The sequence below is a fragment of the Rhodococcus gannanensis genome (assembly GCF_042681175.1).
Classification (GTDB): Bacteria; Actinomycetota; Actinomycetes; order Mycobacteriales; family Mycobacteriaceae; genus Rhodococcus_G; species Rhodococcus_G gannanensis.
This window is the reverse complement of the sequence record NZ_JBHUFB010000020.1, coordinates 177,016-202,046: the sequence shown is the minus strand read 5'-3', so window position 1 is coordinate 202,046 and position 25,031 is coordinate 177,016. Positions and strand designations below refer to the sequence as shown.

22 protein-coding genes are annotated in these 25,031 nt (G+C 69.3%); 16 read left to right on the top strand and 6 right to left on the bottom strand.

Annotated features, from left to right (window positions below):
- Positions 1-119 precede the first annotated feature (119 nt).
- The 4 genes from ACFSJG_RS21715 (at position 120) to ACFSJG_RS21700 (ending at position 3,960) form a co-directional block, all read left to right on the top strand.
- A complete protein-coding gene (locus ACFSJG_RS21715) occupies positions 120-1,622 on the top strand; it encodes an aldehyde dehydrogenase family protein (RefSeq protein ID WP_378487312.1) in 1,503 nt (500 codons plus the stop codon).
- Between the two features lie 32 nt (positions 1,623-1,654).
- The gene (locus ACFSJG_RS21710) at positions 1,655-2,767 is read left to right on the top strand and encodes an NDMA-dependent alcohol dehydrogenase (RefSeq protein WP_378487311.1); all 1,113 of its coding nucleotides are present in this window, start codon (positions 1,655-1,657) and stop codon (positions 2,765-2,767) included.
- Positions 2,768-2,897: 130 nt separating this feature from the next.
- Entirely contained in the window at positions 2,898-3,164 is a 267-nt protein-coding gene (locus tag ACFSJG_RS21705) for a GlsB/YeaQ/YmgE family stress response membrane protein (protein ID WP_378487310.1), read from the top strand.
- A 43-nt stretch (positions 3,165-3,207) separates the two neighbouring features.
- On the top strand, positions 3,208-3,960 hold the full coding sequence (locus ACFSJG_RS21700) for a YoaK family protein (RefSeq protein WP_378487309.1): 753 nt from the start codon (positions 3,208-3,210) through the stop codon (positions 3,958-3,960).
- Here ACFSJG_RS21700 and ACFSJG_RS21695 read toward each other — a convergent pair.
- Positions 3,850-4,179, bottom strand: a complete 330-nt coding sequence (locus tag ACFSJG_RS21695; RefSeq protein WP_378487308.1) for a YnfA family protein — start codon at positions 4,177-4,179, stop codon at positions 3,850-3,852. The genes ACFSJG_RS21700 and ACFSJG_RS21695 overlap by 111 nt on opposite strands.
- 82 nt (positions 4,180-4,261) lie before the next feature.
- Entirely contained in the window at positions 4,262-4,873 is a 612-nt protein-coding gene (locus ACFSJG_RS21690) for an SACE_7040 family transcriptional regulator (protein WP_378487307.1), read from the bottom strand.
- A gap of 129 nt (positions 4,874-5,002) precedes the next feature.
- On the opposite strand from ACFSJG_RS21690, the gene ACFSJG_RS21685 reads away from it, so the two are divergent.
- Genes ACFSJG_RS21685 through ACFSJG_RS21660 form a run of 6 tightly spaced genes read left to right on the top strand, consistent with a single transcriptional unit; the run spans position 5,003 to position 13,134 of the window.
- Positions 5,003-6,535, top strand: coding sequence for a carboxyl transferase domain-containing protein (locus ACFSJG_RS21685; protein ID WP_378487306.1), 1,533 nt, complete (start codon positions 5,003-5,005; stop codon positions 6,533-6,535).
- A 5-nt stretch (positions 6,536-6,540) separates the two neighbouring features.
- Positions 6,541-8,625, top strand: a complete 2,085-nt coding sequence (locus ACFSJG_RS21680; protein ID WP_378487305.1) for an acetyl-CoA carboxylase biotin carboxylase subunit — start codon at positions 6,541-6,543, stop codon at positions 8,623-8,625.
- Entirely contained in the window at positions 8,622-9,785 is a 1,164-nt protein-coding gene (locus tag ACFSJG_RS21675; protein WP_378487304.1) for an acyl-CoA dehydrogenase family protein, read from the top strand. Before ACFSJG_RS21680 ends, ACFSJG_RS21675 begins: the two co-directional genes overlap by 4 nt.
- Positions 9,782-10,315 (top strand): MaoC family dehydratase, encoded by a 534-nt coding sequence (locus tag ACFSJG_RS21670; protein WP_378487303.1) that lies wholly within the window; start codon positions 9,782-9,784, stop codon positions 10,313-10,315. The genes ACFSJG_RS21675 and ACFSJG_RS21670 overlap by 4 nt, the downstream gene beginning before the upstream one ends.
- A gap of 1 nt (position 10,316) precedes the next feature.
- Entirely contained in the window at positions 10,317-11,153 is an 837-nt protein-coding gene (locus ACFSJG_RS21665) for an HpcH/HpaI aldolase/citrate lyase family protein (protein ID WP_378487302.1), read from the top strand.
- 1 nt (position 11,154) lies between these two features.
- The gene (locus ACFSJG_RS21660; protein ID WP_378487301.1) at positions 11,155-13,134 is read left to right on the top strand and encodes an acetoacetate--CoA ligase; all 1,980 of its coding nucleotides are present in this window, start codon (positions 11,155-11,157) and stop codon (positions 13,132-13,134) included.
- Positions 13,135-13,138: 4 nt separating this feature from the next.
- On the opposite strand, the gene ACFSJG_RS21655 is transcribed toward ACFSJG_RS21660, so the two are convergent.
- Positions 13,139-13,567: a hypothetical protein gene (locus ACFSJG_RS21655; RefSeq protein WP_378487300.1), complete on the bottom strand. Its 429-nt coding sequence runs from the start codon at positions 13,565-13,567 to the stop codon at positions 13,139-13,141.
- Between the two features lie 100 nt (positions 13,568-13,667).
- Here ACFSJG_RS21655 and ACFSJG_RS21650 point away from each other — a divergent pair, with 100 nt between their 5' ends.
- Entirely contained in the window at positions 13,668-14,453 is a 786-nt protein-coding gene (locus ACFSJG_RS21650; protein ID WP_378487913.1) for a FadR/GntR family transcriptional regulator, read from the top strand.
- Between the two features lie 71 nt (positions 14,454-14,524).
- Here ACFSJG_RS21650 and ACFSJG_RS21645 read toward each other — a convergent pair whose 3' ends face one another.
- Positions 14,525-15,565, bottom strand: a complete 1,041-nt coding sequence (locus tag ACFSJG_RS21645) for a DUF6777 domain-containing protein (protein WP_378487299.1) — start codon at positions 15,563-15,565, stop codon at positions 14,525-14,527.
- A 98-nt stretch (positions 15,566-15,663) separates the two neighbouring features.
- Complete coding sequence (locus ACFSJG_RS21640) at positions 15,664-17,100, bottom strand: MFS transporter (RefSeq protein WP_378487298.1); 1,437 nt, start codon at positions 17,098-17,100, stop codon at positions 15,664-15,666.
- 195 nt (positions 17,101-17,295) lie between these two features.
- Between ACFSJG_RS21640 and ACFSJG_RS21635 the strand changes: the two genes are divergently transcribed.
- Entirely contained in the window at positions 17,296-18,189 is an 894-nt protein-coding gene (locus ACFSJG_RS21635) for an SDR family oxidoreductase (protein WP_378487297.1), read from the top strand.
- 100 nt (positions 18,190-18,289) lie between these two features.
- Here the strand turns inward: ACFSJG_RS21635 and ACFSJG_RS21630 are convergent, their stop codons facing one another.
- Positions 18,290-19,201: a TetR-type transcription factor C-terminal domain-containing protein gene (locus tag ACFSJG_RS21630; protein ID WP_378487296.1), complete on the bottom strand. Its 912-nt coding sequence runs from the start codon at positions 19,199-19,201 to the stop codon at positions 18,290-18,292.
- A gap of 185 nt (positions 19,202-19,386) precedes the next feature.
- On the opposite strand from ACFSJG_RS21630, the gene ACFSJG_RS21625 reads away from it, so the two are divergent.
- The 4 genes from ACFSJG_RS21625 to ACFSJG_RS21610 all read left to right on the top strand — a co-directional run.
- On the top strand, positions 19,387-20,592 hold the full coding sequence (locus ACFSJG_RS21625) for an acyl-CoA dehydrogenase family protein (RefSeq protein ID WP_378487295.1): 1,206 nt from the start codon (positions 19,387-19,389) through the stop codon (positions 20,590-20,592).
- Positions 20,592-21,614, top strand: a complete 1,023-nt coding sequence (locus ACFSJG_RS21620) for a phosphotransferase family protein (RefSeq protein WP_378487294.1) — start codon at positions 20,592-20,594, stop codon at positions 21,612-21,614. The genes ACFSJG_RS21625 and ACFSJG_RS21620 overlap by 1 nt, the downstream gene beginning before the upstream one ends.
- The gene (locus ACFSJG_RS21615; RefSeq protein WP_378487293.1) at positions 21,611-22,351 is read left to right on the top strand and encodes an SDR family NAD(P)-dependent oxidoreductase; all 741 of its coding nucleotides are present in this window, start codon (positions 21,611-21,613) and stop codon (positions 22,349-22,351) included. Before ACFSJG_RS21620 ends, ACFSJG_RS21615 begins: the two co-directional genes overlap by 4 nt.
- Positions 22,352-23,038: 687 nt before the next feature.
- Positions 23,039-25,031 (top strand): condensation domain-containing protein (locus ACFSJG_RS21610; protein WP_378487292.1); only part of this gene is annotated, 1,993 nt, incomplete at its 3' end.

The window sequence follows — 25,031 nt, the reverse complement described above, 5'->3', positions numbered from 1 at the left end:
GTGACGGGGACGACGGGTGAACCCGGCGGCAGGTGCAGGTGTCCGAAGCTCGGACAGTTGGCACCCGTCGGATCGGCGAAACATGACGTGTGTCACATCGTCAGTTCGAAGGAGATCCGATGACCGCGATTGCCGAATACCCGCTCGCCGCCCCGGTTCAGCGCTTCCTGGCCGGACCGCCGAAGAAGCTGCTGATCGGCGGCGAGTGGGTGGAGGCCGCGTCCGGCCGCACGTTCGCCACCCACGACCCCGCCACCGGCAACGCGCTGACCGAGGTCGCGTACGGGCAGGGGGAGGACGTCGACCGGGCCGTCCGCGCGGCGCGGCGCGCATTCGACGACGGCCCGTGGCCGTCGATGAAGCCGAACGAACGGGAACGGCTGATCTGGCGGGTCGGCGACATCCTGTCCGCACGCGCCGAGGAGTTCGGCCAGCTCGAGGCCCTCGACAACGGCAAGGCCGCCACCATCGCGAGCGCCGTCGACGTCGCCTGGGCCGCGGACGTGTTCCGCTACTACGCGGGCTGGGCCACCAAGATCGAGGGCAGCACCGTCAACGTGTCGATGCCCTTCGCCGGCGATGCCCGGTTCCACGCCTACACCCTGCGCGAGCCGGTCGGGGTCTGCGGCCTGATCGTCCCGTGGAACTTCCCGATCCTGATGGCTGCCTGGAAGCTCGCGCCCGCGCTGGCCGCCGGGAACACCGTCATCCTCAAGCCCGCCGAGCAGACGCCGCTGACGGCGCTGCTGCTCGGAGAGGTGTTCCAGGAGGCGGGATTCCCGCCCGGCGTGGTGAACATCGTCACCGGCTTCGGCGACGCAGGCGCGGCACTGTCCGCGCACGAGGACGTCGACAAGATCGCGTTCACCGGGTCCACCGAGGTCGGCAAGAAGATCGTCGACGCCGCGAAGGGAAACCTCAAGAAGGTCACCCTCGAACTCGGCGGCAAGAGCCCCAACATCGTGTTCGCGGACGCCGACTTCGACGCCGCGGTCGAGGGATGTGTGAACGCCTGGCTGTTCAACCACGGACAGTGCTGCGTCGCGGGAACCCGACTGTTCGTGGAGGACAAGATCTTCGACGAGTTCACGCAGGCCGTCGCGAACGTGGCGAGCCAGGTGAAGATCGGCCCCGGGCTCGACCCCGCCACCCAGCTCGGACCGCTCGTCTCACAGGAGCAGTTCGACAAGGTCACCGGATACATGGCCGCCGGCCTCGCCGACGGAGCGCGCGCCCTGACCGGTGGAAAGCGACACGGCGACACCGGATTCTTCGTCGAGCCCACCGTGTTCGTCGACGTGAAGCCCGAGTTCTCCATCGTGCAGGAGGAGATCTTCGGCCCCGTCGTCGCGGCCATGCCCTTCGACGCGGAAGCCGGTGTCGCGGCCGCCGCCAACGACTCGATCTACGGCCTGGCCGCCGGGATCTGGACGCGGGACATCTCCAAGGCGCACCGCACGGCCCGGCAGATCAAGGCCGGATCGGTGTGGGTCAATCAGTACAACGGCTTCGACACCGCGATGCCGTTCGGCGGCTACAAGCAGTCCGGCTGGGGCCGCGAACTCGGCGCGGCCGGACTCGACGCCTACACGATCATCAAGTCCGTCAACATCGCGCTCTGACCTGCCTCGTCGACACCTAGAAGGAGAAACACATGAAGACCACCGCAGCCGTTCTGCTCGAGGCCGGAAAGCCCTTCGAGATCATGGAACTCGACCTCGACGGCCCCGGGCCCGGTGAGGTCCTGATCCGGTACACCGCGGCCGGGCTCTGTCACTCCGACCTGCACCTGACCGACGGTGACCTGCCGCCTCGCTACCCGATCGTCGGAGGCCACGAGGGTTCCGGCGTCATCGAGGAGGTCGGGCCCGGAGTCACCAAGGTCAAGCCCGGCGACCACGTCGTGTGCAGCTTCATCCCGAACTGCGGCACCTGCCGCTACTGCTCGACCGGACGTCAGAACCTGTGCGACATGGGCGCCACGATCCTCGAGGGCTCGATGCCCGACGGAACCTTCCGGTTCCACGCCGGAGGAAAGGATTTCGGCGCCATGTGCATGCTCGGGACGTTCGCCGAACGGGCGACCATCTCGCAGCACTCGGTGGTGAAGGTCGACGACTGGCTGCCGCTCGAGACGGCCGTTCTGGTCGGATGCGGCGTCCCGTCGGGCTGGGGCACCGCCGTGAACGCGGGCAACCTGAGGGCGGGGGACACCGCTGTCGTCTACGGCATCGGCGGACTCGGCATCAACGCCATCCAGGGCGCGGTCAGCGCCGGCTGCAAGTACGTGGTGGCGGTGGATCCGGTACCCCTCAAGCGGGAGACGGCCCTCAAGTTCGGGGCGACGCACGCCTTCCCCGACGCCGAGAGCGCCGCCGCGAAGGTGGCCGAACTGACCTGGGGTCAGGGCGCAGACGCCGCGTTGATCCTCGTGGGCACCGTCGACGAGGCCGTGGTGTCCGCGGCCACCGCGGTCGTCGGCAAGGGCGGAACCGTCGTGATCACCGGCCTCGCCAATCCCGAGAAACTGACGGTGCACGTGTCCGGCTGCGATCTGACGCTGAACCAGAAGACGATCAAGGGGTCGCTGTTCGGGTCGATGAATCCGCAGTACGACATCGTCAAGCTGCTCCGTCTCTACGACGCGGGCCAGCTGAAGCTCGACGAGCTCGTCACCACGCAGTACCGCCTCGAGGACGTCAACCAGGGCTACGAGGACCTGCGCAACGGGAAGAACATTCGCGGTGTGATCGTCCACGGGCAGTAGACGCCGACACGGTGGTGGTGCCGACACCTCGGGACACGCATGTGTTCCGTTCGGACGACATTCGTGCCACGATCAATGCGACGAAGTCGTACGCAGTCCGATTGTGCTTGTGGTACGAGAGGAGTCCATCATGTTCTGGGATATCGTCGGCACCATCATCTTCGGTGCGGTCATCGGCGTCCTGGCCCGCCTGGTCATCCCGGGCAAGCAGGCAATGGGATGGGTGATCACCGTCGTCCTCGGTATCGCGGGCGCCCTGATCGGCTACTGGATCTGGGACATGATCAGCGACACCGGCGACACCTCCGGAATCGACTGGTGGCGCTGGATCATCAGTATCGCCGCAGCGGCGGTCCTGACCCTCGGTTACACCTCGCTCACCCGCAACAAGACATAGGTCTCGATCGGGTCTCGCTGTCGGCACGAGGGCGGGTCACGGAGTGGGAACCGGCGTAGACGGCAGGACTCTTGCCGTCGCGTCGGTTCTTGCCGTTCTGGCCGGTTTCGTGGACGCGATGGGCTACATCGTCCTCGGAGGCTTCTTCGTCTCGTTCATGAGCGGCAACACGACCCGGACGGGAACCGCGGCCGTCGACGGGCACTGGCACACCGCCGCGGTCGGCGCCGGGATCATCGCCCTGTTCGTCGTCGGCGTGGTCGCGGGATCGCTCGTCGGGAACCGGTGGGAGACGTGGCGTCAGGCATCCGTGACCTTTGCCGTCGCGGTGTTGATCGCGGTTGCCGCGGCGTCCGTCACCGTCGCCGACGGGCTCGTCGTCGCGGCCCTCGCACTGGCGATGGGAGTCGAGAACGCGGCGCTCGATCGCGGCAGCGGCAGTGCGCTCGGCCTGACCTACGTGACGGGCACCCTGGTCAAGTTCGGGCGGGCCATCGCCGATGCACTGGGTGGCGGGCCTCGGTGGGGGTGGGTGGCGTACGGCGGACTGTGGCTGTCGTTGTCGTCGGGCGTCGTGGCCGGCGCACTGGTGCATCGCGCGCTCGGGCTGGAGGGATTGTGGTTCGCGGTCGCCGTCGCGGTGGCGCTCGCCGTCGACGGCGCCGTCCGGGCTCGGAGGGCCGGGTCAGCGCGGGGCGTACATGATGACGGCCACGCCCGCGAGGCACACGACGGCGCCGAGGACGTCCCAGCGGTCGGGCCGGAAGCCGTCGACGACCATCCCCCAGGCCAGTGAACCCGCCACGAACACCCCGCCGTACGCCGCGAGGATGCGGCCGAAGTTCGCGTCCGGTTGCAGGGTCGCGACGAATCCGTAGACACCGAGCGCGATCACACCGAGCCCGGCCCACAACCATCCGCGGTTCTCGCGCACCCCCTGCCACACCAGCCAGGCGCCCCCGATCTCGAACAGGGCGGCAACGGCGAACAGCAGCACGGACTTCGCAACGGTCATGCGCGTGACCCTATGCGGCTGCGCCGCCTGTGCGCCTTTCCAGTAGTCGGCGCTACCAGAAGTGCGCACAGGTGCGGAGCGTCTACACCCCTGGAGCGAGTGCCGCGAACGTCATCCGCCGCAGGACGTCGCGGGTACGCGCGGGGCTGGTGCGGGCCGCGCTGTGCGGGGTCGAGTTGATCAGGCCGAAGGTCGCGTGGGCCTTGATGCGGGCGTCGGTCTCGCCCAGCTCGGGGTCGATCTCGCGCAGGACCTGCACCCACAGCTCGACGTAGCGGCGCTGGAACTGGCGGACCTGGCGCCGGGCACTCTCGGGGAGCGACGCGAGGTCGCGGTCCTGCACGCGGATCAGGTCGGACTCGTCGAGCGCGAAGTCGAGGTGGAACTCGACCAGGCCCGCGAGGGCCGTCTCCGCGTCGGGGGTGGACTCGACGACGTCGGTGCCCCCGTCGAGCAGGCGCGCACTGATGTCCACCAGCAGCTCGACCAGCAGGGCCTCCTTGTTGGAGAAGTGCCGGTAGACGGCGGGACCGCTGATTCCCACGGCCGAGCCCAGGTCCTCCAGGCGGACGCCCGCGTAGCCGCGCTCGGCGATGAGCCGGGCCGCGGACTGGAGCAGCTGCCTGCGGCGGTCGGCCTTGGCCTGGCCGCGGCGTGTGAGAGCCGGCTGCTGTAGATCATCGTCGGCGGTCACGGCGGGTCACCTCTTCGGCCACGGGGTATGGACAACTCAGTTAATCACAGTTATCTTGAATTCGGTTATTGGCAGTTAACCGAATTGCTTCGGTGGTCACGCGGTGGCCTCGACACGACGGGCGGCGAGATGGGTTTCGACCGGGACGAGAACAGAGCCGAACACGAGAGGCTGGTGGCCGAGCTGCGCGAACGCCTCGCCGTCGCCGCGCTCGGTGGCAGTGAGAAGTCGCGGCAGCGACACGTCGATCGCGGCAAGCTGCTGCCCCGGGACCGGGTGCACACGCTGCTCGATCCGGGTAGCCCGTTCCTCGAGTTCTCGCCGCTCGCGGCGAACGGTCTCTACGACGACGAGAGCCCCGGCGCGGGCATGATCGTCGGCATCGGCCGGGTGTCCGGACGTGAGTGCGTGATCGTCGCCAACGACGCGACGGTCAAGGGCGGCACCTACTACCCGATGACGGTCAAGAAGCACCTGCGGGCGCAGGAGATCGCGCTGCAGAACAACCTGCCGTGCATCTACCTCGTCGACTCGGGCGGCGCGTTCCTGCCGAGGCAGGACGAGGTGTTCCCCGACCGCGAGCACTTCGGCCGGATCTTCTACAACCAGGCCACCATGAGCGCCAAGGGGATCGCGCAGATCGCGTCCGTGATGGGCTCCTGCACCGCAGGCGGTGCGTACGTGCCCGCGATGAGCGACGAGGCCGTCATCGTCCGGAACCAGGGCACCATCTTCCTCGGCGGTCCGCCGCTGGTGAAGGCCGCGACCGGTGAGGTCGTCACGGCCGAGGAACTCGGCGGCGGTGACCTGCACTCGAAAGTCTCCGGCGTCACCGACCACCTGGCCGCCGACGACCAGGACGCGCTGCGGATCGTCCGGAACATCGTCTCCACCCTCGGGCCCCGTGAGCCGCGGCCGTGGGACGTGGCCGAGACCGTCGACGCGGTCGCCGACCAGACCGAGCTCTACGACGTTGTCCCGACGGATCCGCGCACCCCGTACGACGTGCACGAGGTCATCACCCGTGTCGTCGACGGCGGAGAGTTCCAGGAGTTCAAGGCCGAGTACGGCAAGTCCCTCGTGACCGGCTTCGCCCGGATCCATGGGCACCCGGTCGGCATCGTCGCCAACAACGGCGTGCTGTTCGCCGAATCCGCTATGAAGGGCGCGCATTTCATCGAACTGTGCGACAAGCGGTCGGTTCCGCTGCTGTTCCTGCAGAACATCGCCGGGTTCATGGTCGGCCGCGACTACGAGGCAGGCGGCATCGCCAAGCACGGCGCCAAGATGGTCACCGCCGTCGCCTGCGCGCGGGTGCCGAAGCTGACGGTCGTGATCGGCGGCTCGTACGGTGCAGGCAACTACTCGATGTGCGGGCGCGCGTACTCACCGCGGTTCCTGTGGATGTGGCCCAACGCACGTATCTCCGTGATGGGCGGCGAACAGGCCGCGTCGGTGCTCGGCTCGGTCGGTTCCGGCAGCGACCCGGACGCGATCCGCGCCCAGTACGAGGCGCAGGGCAACCCGTACTACTCGACCGCGCGGTTGTGGGACGACGGCGTCATCGACCCTGCGGACACCAGAACTGTTCTCGGACTGGCACTGTCGGCGTGCGCGAACGCGCCGATCGAACCGGTCTCCTACGGCGTCTTCCGGATGTGAGTGACATGACTGTGAACGACACGACCGAACCGAAGTCGGGAACGACTCACGCCTCCGGCGGTGGCGGCCTGTTCCACACCGTCCTGGTCGCCAACCGCGGCGAGATCGCCGTCCGCGTGATCCGGACCCTGCGCGAAATGGGGATCCGCTCCGTCGCCGTGTACAGCGACGCCGACGCCGACGCCCGCCACGTGCTGGAGGCGGACACCGCCGTTCGGCTCGGCCCGGCACCGGCGCGGGAGAGCTACCTCGACATCGACAAGGTGGTCGCGGCGGCCGAGCGGACCGGCGCGCAGGCCGTGCACCCCGGCTACGGATTCCTTTCCGAGAACGCGGCATTCGCGGCGGCACTCGACAAGGCGGGCATCGCGTTCCTCGGGCCGTCGGCGCGGGCGATCGAGGTGATGGGCGACAAGATCACCGCCAAGAACGCGGTCGCTGCGTTCGACGTGCCGGTCGTCCCCGGCATCGCGAAGCCGGGCCTCACCGACGCCGAGCTGATCGCCGCGGCCGCCGAGGTCGGCTACCCGGTGCTGGTCAAGCCGTCGGCCGGTGGCGGAGGCAAGGGCATGCGCATGGTCGAGGACCCCGCGGACCTGCCCGCCGCACTCGTCAGCGCGCGCCGGGAGGCGGCGTCCGCGTTCGGTGACGACACTCTGTTCCTGGAGCGATTCGTGTTGCGCCCGCGGCACATCGAGGTGCAGATCCTCGCCGACGGGCACGGCAACGTGATCCACCTCGGTGAGCGCGAGTGCAGTCTGCAGCGTCGGCACCAGAAGGTGATCGAGGAGGCTCCGTCGCCGCTGCTCGACGAGGCCACGCGCGCCCGGATCGGTGAGGCCGCCTGCAACACCGCCCGCAGCGTCGACTATTCGGGCGCGGGCACGGTGGAGTTCATCGTGTCCGCGGACCGCCCCGACGAGTTCTTCTTCATGGAGATGAACACCCGCCTGCAGGTGGAGCACCCGGTCACCGAGATGGTCACCGGCATCGACCTCGTCGAGTGGCAGGTCCGGGTCGCGGCCGGCGAACCCCTGACCATTGCGCAGGACGACGTCACGCTGACCGGGCACGCGATCGAGGCGCGCGTCTACGCCGAGGATCCGGGCCGTGGCTTCCTGCCCACGGGCGGCACGGTCGTCGACCTCTCCGAGCCGAACCGTGATGGTGTTCGGGTCGATTCCGGTCTGCGCGTCGGCACCGTCGTCGGCTCCGACTACGACCCGATGCTGTCGAAGGTCATCGCCTACGGCGCCGACCGGGCCGCTGCGCTGCGCGGGCTCGACCGGGCGCTCGCGGAGACCGCGGTGCTCGGCGTCGTCACCAACATCGACTTCGCCCGATTCCTGCTCGCCGACCCCGACGTGGTCGCAGGCAATCTCGACACCGGCCTGCTCGATCGCCGGGTCGGCGACTACGTCGCGCCCGAAGCGACCGACGACCAGATCGTCGCGGCCGGTGTATACCGGTGGCTGGGCCTGTGGGCGGGTGCCTCGGCCGACCCGTGGGCGGTCCCGTCCGGCTGGCGCGTCGGAGCTCCCGCACCCACCAGCTTCCGGCTGGCGACCGCGACCCGCGCCGAGCACGTGCGCATCACGGGTCACCCGGCCGCGGCGACCGTCACCCTCGAGGACGGCGAAACACTTTCCCTGACGGCCTCACTGGACGGAGACGTGCTCCGCGTGGTGATCGACGGCCGCAGCGACACCTACCACGTCGCCGCCCACGACGGGCACCTCTGGCTGGCCTCGCCCTCCGGGACGGCAATGGTCCGAGAGGTCGCAGAGGTCAACGTCCGCACCGGCGACGCCCATGCCGGGGAGGCCGAGCTCACCAGCCCGATGCCGGGCGCCGTCATCGCGGTCGGAGCCGAGTCCGGCGCCGCCGTGACGGCGGGCACCACGATCGTGGTGGTGGAGGCGATGAAGATGGAGCACGCCCTCACCGCGCCGATCGACGGCACCGTCGAGATCCTCGTCGCCGCGGGCGATCAGGTGAAGGTCGACCAGCTGCTGGCCCGCGTGATTCCGGCCGAGGCGGCCACCGACGACATCGAGAACAACAGCACCGAGAAGGGCGACCAGCCATGACCGACTACCTCTCCACCGGGGCGCTGCCCGACGAGTACGCGCAGCTCGCCAAGACCGTCCGCGACTTCGCGCAGTCGGTGGTGGCGCCCGTCGCCGCCGAGCACGACGCCAACCACACCTTCCCGTACGAGGTGGTCGACGGGATGGCCGACCTCGGGCTGTTCGGCCTGCCGTTCCCCGAGGAGTACGGGGGACAGGGCGGCGACTACTTCGCGCTGTGCCTGGCGCTCGAGGAACTCGGCAAGGTCGACCAGTCGGTCGCCATCACCCTGGAGGCGGGAGTCTCCCTCGGTGCGATGCCGGTGTACCGCTTCGGCAACGAGGCGCAGAAGCAGGAGTGGCTGCCGCAGCTGACCAGCGGCAAGAACCTCGCCGCCTTCGGCCTCACCGAGCCCGGCGCCGGCAGCGACGCGGGCGGCACCCGCACCACCGCCCGCGAGGACGGCGACAGCTGGGTGATCAACGGCAACAAGCAGTTCATCACCAACTCCGGCACCGACATCACGAGGCTGGTCACCGTCACCGCCGTCACCGGGACCGCGGCGAACGGCAAGAAGGAGATCTCCACGATCCTGGTGCCCACCAGCACGCCGGGATTCACGGCCGAGCCGGCCTACAACAAGGTCGGCTGGAACGCCTCCGACACGCACCCGCTGTCCTTCGACGACGTGCGTGTTCCGCGGGAGAACCTGCTCGGCGAGCGGGGTCGCGGCTACGCGAACTTCCTGCGCATCCTCGACGAGGGCCGCATCGCCATCGCGGCGCTGTCCGTCGGCGCGGCGCAGGGCTGCGTGGACGAATCCGTGAAGTACGCCAAGGAGCGGGAGGCGTTCGGCCGCCCGATCGGATCGAACCAGGCGATCGCGTTCAAGATCGCGCGGATGGAGGCCCGGGCCCACACCGCGCGCACCGCCTACTACGACGCGGCGGCGCTCATGTTGTCGGGCAAGCCGTTCAAGAAGCAGGCGTCGATCGCGAAGCTCGTCGCCAGCGAGGCCGCGATGGACAACGCCCGCGACGCCACCCAGATCTTCGGCGGCTACGGGTTCATGAACGAGTACGCCGTGGCGCGGCACTACCGCGACAGCAAGATCCTCGAGATCGGTGAGGGCACCACCGAGGTGCAGCTGATGCTGATCGCGCGGGAGGCCGGGCTGTGAGCGACGTCAGGCGAATCGTCCAGCGGGGCCTGTGGTTCGAGGAGTTCGAGACCGGCGTCGTGTACGAGCACCGGCCCGGCCGCACCGTCACCGAGGCCGACAACGTCCTGTTCACGACGCTGACGATGAACACCCAGGCGCTGCACCTCGACGCCGCGTTCTCCGACGAGTTGCCGCCGTTCAACGCCCGCCTGGTGAACTCGATGTTCACGCTGTCCACCATCGTCGGTCTGTCCATCACCCAGCTCACGCAGGGCACGATCGTCGGCAACCTCGGCTTCTCCGAGATCACCTTCCCGAAGCCGCTGTTCCACGGCGACACCCTGTACGCGGAGACCGAGATCCTCGAGAAGCGGGAGTCGAAGAGCCGGCCGGGGGAGGGCATCGTGACCCTTGCGCACACCGGGCGGAACCAGCATGGTGACGTGGTCGCGACGGCGATACGGAAGACCATGGTGCGCAAGCGCCCACTGGATGACAGTGCGCAGGGCGCAGTGGACGACGGCGCGCAGCGCCCGAAGGGGGAGTGAGATGACGGAGACACGCGCGGCGTGGGAACCGGCCGGACCGGCCTGGCTGTTCTGCCCCGCGGATCGGCCCGAGAGGTTCGCGAAGGCGGCAGCAGCCGCCGACGTCGTGATCCTCGATCTGGAGGACGGGGTCGCGGCGGCGGACCGGGCCGCCGCCCGGAAAGCCCTGATCGACACCCCGCTCGATCCGGAGCGCACGGTCGTTCGGATCAACCCGCACGGCACCGACGACCAGCGGCTCGACCTCGAGGCGCTGGGGCAGACCCGGTACCCGCGGGTGATGCTGCCCAAGTGCGAGTCCGCCGACCAGGTGCGCTCGCTCGCGCCCCGTGACGTGATCGCGCTGATCGAGTCGCCGCTCGGTGCGCTGACCGTCGCCGAGTCGGCGCAGGTGTCCAACGCGATCGCGGTGATGTGGGGCGCCGAGGACCTGGTCGCCGGGCTCGGCGGCACCGGCAGTCGCCGCGCCGACGGCACCTACCGGGACGTCGCCCGGCACGTGCGGTCGACGTCGCTGCTGGCGGCGAAGTCGTACGGGCGGCTCGCGCTCGACTCCGTCTACCTGAACATCAAGGATCTCGACGGGCTGCGGGCCGAAGCGGACGACGCCGTCGCGGTCGGATTCGACGTGAAGGTGTCCATCCATCCCAGCCAGGTCGCCGTGGTGCGTGCGGCGTACGCGCCGGACCCCGCCGACCTCGACTGGGCCCGCCGGTTGCTGTCCGCGGCGGGTGCCGAGCGCGGTGTCTTCACCTTCGAAGGCAAAATGGTGGATGCCCCTGTGTTCCGGCACGCGGAGCAGATCGTGCGCAGGGCGGGTGATCAGGAGGTCAGCTGAGATGGTGGAGCCGCAGTGGGTTCCGTCGGGAGAGGACGTCGAGGAAGCGCGTCTCACCGACTTCACGTCCTGGGTCCAGGGCCGCTGCGGCGTCACCCTGGCGGACTACCAGGCGCTGTGGCGGTGGTCCGTCGACGACCTCGACGACTTCTGGCAGGCCGTGTGGGAGTACTTCGAGGTGCAGTCCCCGACGCCGCCCGGTGCGGCGCTGGCCGACGACTCGATGCCCGGAGCCCGCTGGTTCCCGGACGCCCGCGTGAACTACGTCCGGCAGGCGTTGCGCCACGAGACCCGGCTGCACCCCGCGATCCGCTCGTCCGGCGAGGACACGGCCGACGTCGAGATGTCCTGGGCGGAGCTGCGACGACAGGTCGGTGCCCTCGCCGCGACTCTGAAGGCGCACGGCATCGGTGTCGGCGATCGGGTCGTCGGCTACCTCCCCAACGTCCCGGAGGCGGTCGTCGCATTCCTGGCGACGGCGAGTCTCGGTGCCGTGTGGGCAGCCTGCGGACAGGACTATTCCGCGACCGCCGCGCTCGGCCGGCTCGGCCAGCTCGATCCGGCCGCGCTGATCGTCGCCGACGGCTACCGCTTCGGCGGTAGGGCACACCGGCGGGACGCCGAGGTGGCCCGGGTGCGGGCCGGCCTGCCGAATCTGCGTCTGACGGTGCGGATCGAGCGACTCGGTGATGCAGCACCCGGAGGTGAGGGCGAGGCGGTGCCGGAGGGCCTCGCGCAGCCCGGCGCGGTGATGTGCTGGGCGGAGGCCGTCGCCGGCGACGCCGCCATCGACCCGGTGGACGTCCCGTTCGATCATCCGCTGTGGGTCGTGTTCTCCAGCGGCACCACCGGACTGCCGAAGGGCATCGTGCACGGCCACGGCGGCGTGATGCTCGAACACCTGAAGTCCCTGGCACTGCAGAACGACATCGGCCCCACCGACACCTTCTTCTGGTACACCAGCCCCAGCTGGATGATGTGGAACTACCAGGTCGCCGCGCTGCTCGTCGGTGCCACGATCGTCTGCTACGACGGCAGCCCCGCGTACCCGGCACCGGACACGTTGTGGGAGTTGGCGTCCCGGCATCGGGCGACGATGCTCGGCACCAGCCCGGGATACGTCCTCGCCTGCGCCAAGGCCGGGGTGGTCCCGGGTGCCGACCACGACCTTGGTGCGCTCCGCGCCGTCGGGATCACCGGATCGTCGCTGCCCGCGTCGTCGTCGCTGTGGTTGGCGGAGAACGTGGGCGCGTCGGTGCCGGTGTTCTCGATCAGCGGCGGAACCGATGTGGTCACCGCGTTCGCCGGGGGAGTGCGGACTGTTCCGGTATGGCCCGGTGAACTGTCCGTGCCGTACCTCGGTGTCGCACTCGACGCCTACGACGAGCAGGGGCGGCCCGTGCGCGACGACGTCGGCGAACTCGTCGTGACCCGCCCGATGCCCTCGATGCCCGTGCGCTTCTGGAACGACGACGACGGCGAGAAGTACCGCGCCGCGTACTTCGACGTGTATCCCGGCGTGTGGCGACACGGTGACTGGATCACGATCACCGACCACGGCAGCGTGGTCGTGCACGGCCGGTCCGATTCCACGCTGAACCGCAACGGTGTTCGCATGGGCAGCGCCGACATCTATCAGGCCGTCGAGGCGCTGCCCGAGGTGGCGGAGGCGCTCGTTCTCGGCGTCGAGCAGCCCGGAGGCGGCTACTGGATGCCGTTGTTCGTGCTCCTCGCGGACGGCGCGGTCCTCGACGACGCGCTGCGCGAACGGATCTCCGCGGCGATCCGGAACGACGTCTCGCCCCGCCACGTGCCGGACGCGATCATCGAGGCCCCCGGGATTCCGCACACCCGCACGGGCAAGAAGTTGGAGGTCCCCGTCAAACGGCTCATGCAGGGCGCCGACGCGGACCGGGTCGTCGACCGCAGCGCCGTCGACTCTCCCGAGCTGATCGCCTGGTACGCGGCCCGCCGACCCTGAGTCGTCAGCCGAGCGGTTGCCTCGCCGCGGGCGTTTCCGCACCACGAACCTCGTGGACGGAACGTGCGTCGCCGTGACGGCGGTGATCGGCAGGGGACGAAGCCGAATTCCCGAAACAGCCTGCGGGCGGGTTCGGAGAAAGGCATCGAACCGGTCTCCAGCGAGATTCGTGTCGTCCCGCGTGCCCTGGCGTCGTCGCACAAGTGCCGGACTCCAGTTGCGTGAGCGCGCCCATCGCCGCGATGGAGTCGCCGTATAGGACGGCCCACAGGCGGATATCGGGACCCGCCAGCGCGGAGTGGCCCAGGGCATGGCGGCTCTCGTCGGGTGCGGTGGAGGCGTCGTCGAGGTACGCACGCACGAAGTCGGTCAGCCGAGGATCGGCGAAGTCGGCGCGTTCGATCCGGAGGTCCATCGAGCGATTGTGATTCATGGCGCGCAGTCGAGTGCGAAACCCGACGTCGCGGCGGGACGCCGATCGGTCAATCAGTTGAACTCTTGTACGGTTGCTGCAACGAACCCGGTGGGTGTGGATGCTCGGCGGGACAGCAGCGAGAGGTGCGGTCGGAGTGGTTGCGAAGTCGTCCGTCGTCCGGGTTCCGAAGGCGGGCGAGCTGGTGGCCGCGAGTCTGCGTCGCCGCATCATCACGGGTGAGCTGAAGGCTGGCGATCCGCTGCCCAACGAGGCCGCGCTCATGGAGCAGTTCGGCGTGTCGCGGCCGACCCTGCGTGAGGCGTTCCGAATCCTCGAATCCGAGTCCATCATCACCGTGTTGCGGGGCGCGCACGGCGGCGCCCGGGTGCTCGCGCCCGACTCGTCCGGTGCCGCGCGCTACACGGGACTGCTGCTGCAGTACCAGGGCGTCCCGCTGGTCGACGTGTACCGTGCGCGGGCATCGTTGGAGGTCACCGCCGTCGGGACACTCGCCGACGGCGCTCACGACGCGGAACTCGACACCTTTGCCGCACTCCTCGAGACCGGCGCGGACCTGCTCGAGGACGCGGAGGCGTTCGCGCGGCACGACGTCGACGTCCACCAGGCGCTCATCGACCTCGCGGGAAATCAGACGCTCTCGGTCCTGGCGGGCATGCTCGTGCACATCATCGATGCGCACAACGACCTGTTCATCGCCTCGAAGGCCGACGATCTCGAGCAGCCCGCCTCGCGCCGGGCGCATCGCTCCTACCTGCGGCTGCTCGGCCTGATGCGGGAGGGTGATCCGGTGGCGGCGCAGCAGTTCTGGCGCAGGCATCTCGACGCGATCGAGAGCGTCATGCTCACCGATCCCGAGACGACCCTGGTCGAGGTGCTGTCCTGACACCTCGCGCGGCCTGTCCCGCCGCCACCCGACGGGCGAGGACGCTCGATTCGGGTGCGCGGACGCGGCGCTCAGTTCGGTAGCGGGATCACCAGCGGGGGCAGTCCGGGAACCTCCACCCGGATCTCCGGCGGCGGCGCGACCGGCTGCGGCTGGGGCACCTGGACCGGGGCGGGCGCGGGCTCCGGGGGCGGTGGCTCGGGAGCCGGCGGCGGTGGTTCGGGGGCGGGTGGGGGCGGTGCCGGTGCGGCAGGTGTGTCCGCGAGCGCGCGGCGCGGTGCCGCCTCCACGGGAGCGTTCGTCGTGTCCTGTGTGGTGGACGGCGACGTCGTCGCCGGGCCCGGCAGCGCGCCGGAACCCACCGGCACCGTCGTCAGCGTACCGGTCGTCAGGTCCACGACGGTGACCGCGCCCATCGGACCGAGGGCGGGCCGCACCTGCATCACCCGGTCGACGTCGAAGCCGGGCCACGGCACTGCGTCGGGGTCGGCCGACTCGCCGTTCGACGGTCCATCCAGCGGATCACCGTGCGCGCAGCGGACCTTGGGTTCGCCGTACTCGTCGATGAGGACGATCGTGCCCGATTCGAGCACCGCTTCGTGCGGCAGGGCACGGCCGTCCTCGTACCCGTAACTCGTGACCCGGATGTCGGCGCGGAGCAGCACCGGGGTCAGGGAGGCGATGAACCCCCGCGCGTCACTGACGCCCTGCGCCCCCGACCAGGCGTTCAGCTTCGCCGGGTCGCCCTCGAGTGTGTCGGCCAGGCGGGTGGTGTCGCACAGGGGACGTTCGAGGCTGCCGCCGTAGAGGCCGCCGCGGTCGCCGGTCACGACGGGGGTCGCGCTGTCGGGCAGGGCGGTGTCGGGTGGACCGTCGGGGACGGTCACCGGTGTCTGCGGTGGCAGGAGGCGGTCGGTCCACGGCTGGTCGCCGATCGAGGTGGTCGCGATGAGCTCCACACCCTCGTCGGGTGTCGACTGCGAGCACGCGACCACGGTCAGTGCCGCGCATCCGGCCATCGCCCACCCAACCGGCCGCACGGTGTGCGTGCCGGTCGCTCCGGTGCGACGTCGGGCTCGGTTCGCAGCCCGCCCGCCGTTGTCGGGGGCCACCCGGTCATCGTAGGCCCGGTGCCGCGCTCACGCGCTGTTCGAGCGCGGACCCGGGGTCCGGAACGGGTCGGTCGTCGTGGTCGGCCGGCCCGCGTTGGTCACGGGACGGCGCTGGGCTCGAGTGCGGCGTCGTCGGCGTCGTCCTGTGACGCGGCACGTCGGGGAATGAAGATCGTGACCACGAGCGCGAGGAGTGCCGCGGCACCACCGATCAGGAAGGTGGCGACGAACGCACCCTCCGTCGGGACCTCGGTCGTGCCGAGCTGCATGGTGGAACCCGTGAGGACGACGGTCATCACGGCTGCGGCGAGCGACGTGCCGACGAGGCGCATCAGCGAGTTCAGCCCGTTCGCCGCGCCGGTCTCGTGCAGCGGCACCGCCGACATGATGAGTGCGGGCATCGCCGCGTAGGCGATGCCGATGCCCGCACCGATCACGGTGCTCACGACGACGAGTTGCCAGATGTGGTGCATCGCGACGGCGCCGACGAGGTAGCCGGACGCGATCACGACGATGCCGACGACGAGTGTGGTGCGTGGGCCCCGGCGTCCGGTGATCCGGGCCGAGACAGGGGAGAGCAGCATCATCACGATTCCGCTGGGTGCCATCACCAGCCCGGCGGTCACCATCGACTGCCCGAGTCCGTAGCCGGTTTCCGGCGGGGACTGCAGCAGCTGCGGGATCGTCAGCGCCGTCGCGTACATCGCGAAGCCGACGAGCACCGACGCCGCGTTGGTCAGCAGCACGGTGCGTGACGCCGACACCCGCAGGTCGACGAGCGGTTGCGGGGTGCGCAGCTCCACGAGTCCCCAGAGCAGGAAGACGACGAGCGACGCTGCGGCCAGTCCGAGGGTGAGTGCGCTCGTCCACCCCCATCCCGCGCCCTGGGTCAGCGCGAGCAACAGGAGCACCAGAGCCACGGCGAGGCCGATTGCGCCCGGCAGGTCGAATCGTCCCGGTCGGCGCACCGACGACTCGGGGACCGCGAGGACGACGGCCACGACGACCAGGCTGCCGAGTGCGGCGGCGGCCCAGAACAGCGCGTGCCAGCTGTAGTTCTGTGCGGTCCAGGCGGCGAGCGGCAGTCCGATGGCACCGCCGACGCCCATCGTCGAACTCATCACCGAGATCGCCGACGCGACCTTCTCCCTCGGGAGCTCGTCGCGCAGGATGCTGATCCCGAGCGCGATCGCACCGGTCGACGCGCCCTGCAGTGCGCGTCCGATGACGACGGGGACGACGGTGCTGCTCAGCGCGCACACCACGGACCCGGCGACGAGGAAGCCCATGGAGACGAGGATCATTCGGCGTTTGCCGATCATGTCGCCGAGCCTGCCGGCGATCGGGGTGACGACCGCCGCGGTGAGCAGGGTGGACGTCACCACCCAGGATGCGGCCGCCGGGGACGTGTCGAGGAGGGTCGGCAGGGTGTGGACGAGGGGGACCACGAGCGTCTGCATCAGGGACACGACGATGCCCGCGAACGCGAGGGCGGGGAGCATTAGGCGGGTCGCGCGAGCCTCGTCGGCGCTCACGGCAACCTCCTCGGGGATGGTGGATGTACCTTGCAATCGTGTGCACGATACACACGATGTGTATCATGCACAACCGATTTCGTCGATCTCGGTCGAACGCCCCGTGCACGCGACCCCGATTCCCGCCGCCGCTCTTGTACGGTGACGTCGGCCGACAGTCGGCCCGAGACGTCACCGAACTGGGAGTGTGCAGGGATGGGCATCAACGACGGACGCGTGGTCATCGTGACCGGAGCCGCGGGCGGCATCGGTCGGCAGCACGCGCTGGAATTCGCCAGGCAGGGCGCGAAGGTCGTCGTGAACGACCTCGGTCCCGCCGAGGACGTGGTCGCCGAGATCAAGGCGCTCGGCGGCGAAGCCGTCGCGAACAAGGACGACATCTCCGACTTCGAGGGCGCCGGCCGGCTGGTCCGCACCGCCATCGAGGAGTTCGGCACGCTGCACGTCCTGGTCAACAACGCCGGCATCCTGCGCGACAAGATGTTCGTGAACATGACGGTCGACCAGTGGGACGACGTCATGCGCGTGCACCTGCGCGGAACGTTCGCGCCCTCGCAGCACGCCGCCTCGTACTGGCGCGAGCAGCACAAGGCCGGAACCCCGGTCGCGAACCCGCGCATCATCAACACCTCGTCGCCGTCCGGTCTGTACGGAAACCTCGGCCAGACGAACTACGGTGCGGCGAAGGCGGGCATCGCCGCGTTCACGGTGATCCTCGCCGACGAACTCGCTCGCCTCGGTGTGACGGTCAACGCGATCGCCCCGACCGCACTGACCCAGATGACCGCCGGCCTCGACGGGTTCGTCGCCGCGGCCGAGGCGGAGAAGGCGCGCACCGGATTCGACGCCTCCGCTCCGGAGAACATCTCGCCCACCGTCGTGTGGCTCGGCTCGCCCGAGTCCCAGGGCGTCACCGGCCGGGTGTTCAACGTCCACGGCGGCTCGATCAGCGTCGCCGAGACCTGGGTCGCCGGCCCGGGCGTGTCCAAGGACGCCCGCTGGGATCCGGCGGAGCTCGGCGAGGTCATCCCCGCCCTGGTCGCGCAGGCTCGCCCCAATTCGACGATGGCGGGTACCCCGCGCTCCTGAGCACCCTGCGATCACGGGCGGGGTCTCGCGGCCGACGGCACGACCGTCTGCGGCGAGACCCCGCCTTTCTCGTCTTGCTTCGGGCGCCGCGGCGCCGGATTCACCGCGTCGACGTCCGACCGAGGAGGTCGAGGGCGAACTCGGCGTACTCGGTGGCGATCTGTTCGGGCGTCGAGGGGCCGTCGGCGCGGAACCACTGGGGGAGGGACGTGCACATCGTCGCGATGGCGCGGCCCGCGTCACGCGGATGAGGAGTGCTCAGATCGCCGGATCGCACCGCGGCGTCGATCCCGTCGTCCAGGAGGTACTGGATCTCGTTGCGGGAAGCGGTGATTCGCGTTCGGTCCGGCTCCTCGATGCTCCGCATCTCGCTGGCTCCGATGAACGCGAGTTCGCGACGGTGCGTGTGGTACAGCGCCAGGGCCTCCACCATCAGGGCGACGCGCTCGACGGTGCCCGCGCCCTCGTCCCGGGCGGCCCGGATCCGCCAGTGCAGCTCGTCCATCGTGATGTCGAGTGCCCGCACCAGCAGTGCCTGCTTGTCCCGGTAGTGGTGGTACACGCCGGGAACGCTCATCCCGGCTCGTTGCGCCACGGCGCGAACGGTGGCGCCGTGGTACCCCGTCTCGACGAACGCGTCGATCGCCGCCGCGAGGACGGCGTCGATCTCGAGCGGCGGGAAGTCCCGCCAGTGCGCTCCCGCCGGACGGTCGACGGCGGTGTCGGTCACCGCACGAGGAGGGTCGTGTCGGGGAGCGGGCTCGACCTGTTCGCCGAGCAGTCGCGCGGCGGTCGTGCCGAGAGCGTCGGCGATGTCGCGGATCCGGTCGACGCTCACCCCCGTGCGGCCGTTCTCGACGGCGCTGACGGTTGCAGGGCTCACGCCGAGGCGCCGAGCCAGGTCGCGCACGGTCAGTCCCGCCTCGGCGCGTGCGGCTCGGATCGCCGCAGGGATGTCCTGCTTGTCGATTTCCGGTCCCCTCTCGTCGGCAGGCGGCCTACTGGACCGCACCGCTCCGAACGTGTTCAGTATAGCTGAACACAATGATGACATCAGGTGGCCTGAACATGCACGAAGGGTGCTGACGTTGTGTATATCGTCTAGTAAATAGTGATGTTGACCGGGCGGCGACGGCTGTGGCAACCTGGCGGACAGTCCGAGCGATCGCTCGGAAGTCACGACGGAGGAGAGTATCCGTGGCTATCGACCTGTCCTATTCGCCCGAGGTGGAGTCGCTGATCGAGCGGACCCGCGCGTTCACCCGGGACCACGTGCTGCCGATCGAGGACGCGCACGGCGGCGACATCGCCGTCGCCGGTGGCGACGAGATCCGGGTGAAGCTGCAGCAGGCGGCACGGGATGCCGGTGTGTTCGCGCCCCACGCGCCGATCGAGTACGGCGGCCACGGCCTGAACATGTCGGACCGTGCACCCGTCTTCGAGGAGGCCGGATACTCCCTGTTCGGTCCGACCGCACTGAACATCGCGGCACCCGACGAGGGCAACGTCCACATGCTCGCGCACATCGCCGATCCCGAGCAGAAGGAGCAGTACCTCGCGCCGCTCGCCGCCGGTGACGTGCGCTCCGCCTTCGCGATGACCGAGCCGGCCCCCGGTGCGGGTGCGGATCCCTCTGCACTCTCAACCCGGGCATCGAAGGTCGATGGTGGCTGGCGCATCAACGGCAAGAAGTGGTTCATCACCGGCGCAGACGGTGCAGGCTTCTTCATCATCTTCGCCCGCACCGCAGGCGAGCCCGGCGACCGCGGTGGCGCGACCATGTTCCTCACGCCCGCCGATGCCGCCGGGATCCGCGTCGGCCGGCACATCGACACCCTGGACAAGTCCATGCTGGGCGGTCACTGCGAGGTCGACTTCGAGGATCTGTTCGTCCCCGACAGTGCCGTTCTCGGCGAGGTCGACCGCGGCTTCGAGTACGCCCAGGTCCGCCTCGGCCCCGCCCGCATGACTCACGTGATGCGCTGGCTGGGTGCCGCTCGCCGCGGTCACGACGTCGCCGTGGACTACGTGGCCAGGCGCGAGGCGTTCGGCGGGAAGCTCGGCGACCTCGGCATGGTCCAGCAGATGGTCGCGGACAACGAGATCGACATCGCCGCCACCCGAGCCCTGCTGACCCGCGCGTGCTGGGAACTCGACCAGGGCGACAAGGCGGCCAACTCGACGGCGATCGCCAAGACCTTCGCCGCCGAGGCGATCTTCCGGATCGTCGACCGCAGCGTCCAGATGTGCGGCGGCATGGGTGTCTCCGGCGATCTCCCGCTGGCCCGCCTGTCGCGTGAGGTCCGGCCGTTCCGCGTGTACGACGGTCCGTCCGAGGTGCACCGCTGGGCACTCGCCAAGCGCGTGGTCGGTGCCGCCAAGCGCGCGCAGCGGGAGTCGTGATGAGCCTTCCCGGAATGGACGTCGCGGCACTGCGCACGTTCCTCGTCGACAGCGGTGTCGACGTCGACGGCGACCTGACCGTCGACTTGGTGAGCGGTGGCCGCTCGAACCTGACGTTCAAGGCCTCGGACGCGAAGCAGACGTGGATCGTGCGTCGCCCGCCGACCAGCGGACTGACGCCGTCGGCACACGACATGGCGCGTGAGTTCCGCGTGACCAGCGCGCTGCAGGACTCCGCCGTCCCGGTGGCGCGGACCGTCGCCTTCGACGAGGAGGGCACCGCGCTGGGCGCGCAGATGACCGTCGTCGAGTTCGTGGAGGGCCGGGTCGTGCGCGACCAGGACGATCTCGCGGCGCTGTCCGACGCCGAGGTTCGCGACTCGACCCACGCTCTGGTCCGGGTGCTCGCGGACCTGCACTCCGTCGACCACAACGCGGTCGGTCTCGGCGAGTTCGGCAGGCCCGACGGATTCGTCGCGCGCCAGGTGAAGCTGTGGGCCGGTCAGTGGGATCGGGTGAAGACCCGCGAGCTGCCCGACGTCGCCCGTCTGCACGCCCGGCTCGCCGAGTCGATTCCCGAGTCGTCCGCGGCCTCGATCGTGCACGGCGACTTCCGGATCGACAACACGATCCTCGACTCCGGCGACGCCTCGACGGTGAAGGCGGTCGTGGACTGGGAGATGTCGACACTCGGTGATCCGCTGACCGACGCGGCGCTGATGTGCGTGTACCGCACCCCGGTGTTCGACCTCGTGCTCGGTTCGCAGGCGGCGTGGACCAGCCCGCGTCTGCCGTCGCCCGACGAACTCGCGCAGACGTACGCGACGGCGTCCGGCCGCGATCTCGGGGACTGGAACTTCTACCTGGCACTGGCGAACTTCAAGCTCGGCGTGATCGGCGAGGGCATCACGCATCGCGCGCGCCAGGGGTCCGACGCGGGTAGCGGCGCCGAGCGGGCCGCGGAGGCCACCGGCGAATTCATGGCAGCGGGCCTTCGGGTCCTGGCAGGAGCATCGGCATGACCGACAAGAGCGCACTGGTCACCGGGGCGTCCCGTGGCATCGGCTTCGGGATCGCCAGCAGCCTTGCTGCACAGGGGTATTCGCTGACCCTGTCGGCCCGCGACGAGCAGCGGCTCGCCGAGGTCGCCGACACCCTCAAGGCGGCGGGCGCGCCCCGGGTGGTGGCGGTGGCGGGCGACCTGGCGGATCCGGATGCCGTCGGGCAGCTCGCGCAGCGGCACACGGCGGAGTTCGGTGCGATGGACGCGCTGATCGTCAACGCGGGCGTCGGCACGGCGGGGGAGATCGGGGAGTTCCCGATGCGGCGGTTCGACAAGACGGTCGCCGTGAACCTGCGCGCACCGGTTCAGCTCCTGCAGGAATGCCTCCCGCTGCTACGCGCCGGTGCGGCGGCGAATCCCGGTCGTGGCGCCAAGGTGGTTGCGCTGTCGTCGATCACCGGTGTGTACTCGGAGGCCCAACTCGGCGTGTACGGCGCGACGAAGGCGGCGCTGGTGTCGCTCGTGTCCACGTTCAACGCCGAGGAGTCGGGGCGGGGAGTCACCGCGACGGCGATCTCGCCTGCGTACGTCGACACCGACATGAGCGCGTGGATCAAGGATCGGATCGCGGCCGAGTCGATGATCGAGGTCGGCGACATCGTCGAACTGGTGGACTCGCTCCTGCGCCTGTCGTCGAAGGCCGTCGTCCCGAACATCGTTGTCACGCGTGCCGGAACGGACGGGTACCGGGCCTGACCGACGAGGTCGGCTCGTCACCGCAAACCTCCAGACAACTTCATACCGATTAGGCCAGGTCACGAATTGTGACCTGGCCATAATCGTTTTGTGATCGGTGTCGGAGCTGGGTCCTGCTGCCGTGCTATCCCCTCGACCTGGGGAAACATGCATCATGTCGGGTGCGACGTCGTCGCCCACGTGGCAGTCTGTTCGTTCGAACGAGCAAGAGTTGGACGCTTGTCGGAGGATGTTGTCAATCAGCCTCGCCCGGGGTGGTCATCGGGGTAAGTTGCCTCCAGCGACAGGAGGCAAACCGCTTCCGTCGTGGTTTGTTGGACCGCCCGGTGGGCGGAGTGATTGTCTTTCGGGAGGGCGATCTGTGAGCACACAATGGAATGACGGACACCATCTGCTGTGTTCCACCACGACCGCCGTTGCCGTACGCGTGTCGAACGCCGGTGACGGTGCCGCCTCGCCGCCGACCCGGCGCCCGCGATCGACTCTTCGGTGGAGTCGGACGCGCTGACCGATTCGCCCTCGCGTCGGCCAGCGCGCGTGTACATCAGCCGTATTCGGCTTCATTACTGACGTAATCCATCTCGACTCGCTCAACCCGATCCGTGCGAGCTGTGTTCGTTGTCGTGTGCCCGCGATGTCGAGATGTCCGTGGGAACAAGTGAACCGTTCCGGAATCAGGGGTATGTGTTGACCGCCATCGAAGGATTCGACAGCACCGACTTCGACCGCACAGTGCAGGCCGAAGGTGTCGAGCAGATCGATGTTTTCCCACTCTCGCCGGCTCAGCTCGGCATGTGGTACGCGCAGCATGTCGACCCCGAGGTTCCGATCAACATCGCACAGTACGTCGACCTCCGGGGGCGCATCAACGCTGCAGTGATGCAGCAGGCGTGCATCATCGCCTCCCAGGAGATCGAAACCGGATACCTGCGGATCACCGAGATCGACGGTGTCCCCCACCAGGTCGTCGACCGCACGATCGAGGACGAGGTCAAGATTCTCGACCTGCGCGACGAGGCGGATCCGGTTGCCGCATCGCTCGCCTGGATGCGTGCAGACTTCGCCGTCCCGCTCGATCTCCTCGAGGACCGTCTCATCGCGGGCGCACTGATCCGTATCGAGGACGAGCGCTACTTCTGGTACAACCGCGTCCACCACATCGCGCTCGACGGCTTCGGCGCGATGACCTACATGAACCGCGTCGCCGAGGTGTACACCGCGCTCCTCGAGGACCAGGCGATCCGCCCCGGCAAGGTGTGGACCCTGCGCAGCCTCTACGAGTCGGAGATGTCGTACCGCGACAGCACGCGATTCGCGTCCGACCGTGAGTACTGGGCCCAGCAGGTCGCCGGCATGGAAGAGGGCACCAGCCTGGTGGCCCGGACCGCCGCGCCCGCGACCGTCAACGGGATCGCGAGCGCCGCACTGTCCGCGGATGTCACGGTGGCACTCGACGAGGCCGTTCGCCTGCACTCGTCCTCCCCGTCGGGTCTGCTGATCGCCGCCTTCGCGGCATACCTCGCGCAGGCCACAGGCAAGGACGAGGTCATCCTCTCCCTGCCGGTCACGGCTCGTACCACCGCCATCATGCGCAACTCGGGCGGCATGCTCTCGAACGTCGTCCCGCTCCGTCTCCGCATTGCCGAGACCACGACGGTCGCGGAACTCCTCGCCTCGGTGGCGACCGCGGTCGCCGGTGCCCTCCGGCATCAGCGTTACCGGCACGAGGACATCAGGCGCGACTCGGCCGCGGCGGGCGACGGCTCCACGTCCGGCGTGCAGCGCGACCTGCTGGGTCCGCTGGTCAACATCATGCTGTTCCACGACGAGGTCTCGCTCGGCCCCGTCCTCGGCGAGTTCCACGTCCTGTCCACCGGAACGGTCGAAGATCTCGCGGTCAACTTCTACCAGAGCGTCGGCGGCGCGCGGACACACGTCGACTTCGAGACTAACCCGAACCTCTACACGGATGACGAAGCGGCGAAGCATCATTCGCGGTTCCTGCGCTTCTTCGAACAGTTCCTGACCGCGGGTGCAGCGGATCGGGTCCGCGACCTGGATCTGCTGTCGGTGGAGGAGCGGGCACTCGTCGTCGAGGGGTGGAACGCGACCGCGCACGCGGTGCCCGGGGACACGCTGGTCTCGATGTTCGAGCAGCAGGTGAAGCGCACCCCGGACTCGGTTGCGCTGAGCTTCGAGGGCGAGTCGCTGACCTACCGTGAGTTCGCCTCGCGTGTCAATCGCCTTGCACGGCTGTTGATTTCCCGGGGAGTCGATGCGGAGTCGCTCGTCGCCGTCGCAATCCGGCGGTCGCTGGACCTGATGGTCGCGGTGTACGCGGTGCAGGCGGCGGGTGGTGCGTACGTGCCGGTCGATCCCGACCAGCCGGCGGACCGGATCGGGCACATCCTGGACACGGCGCGGCCGGTGGTGGTGCTGTCCACGTCGCGTGACGGTGTCGACGGTGCAGGGGACAGGTCTGTCCTGTGCATCGATTCCGTTGATCTGTCGGAGTTCTCGGATGCTCGGGTCGCAGAGTCCGAGCGCGGCGCGTTGCGCCCCGGGAACACGGCCTACGTGATCTTCACGTCGGGTTCGACGGGTCGTCCGAAGGGTGTGGCGGTGTCGCACGGGGCGATCGTGAATCGTCTGGTGTGGATGCAGGCGGAGTACGGGCTGG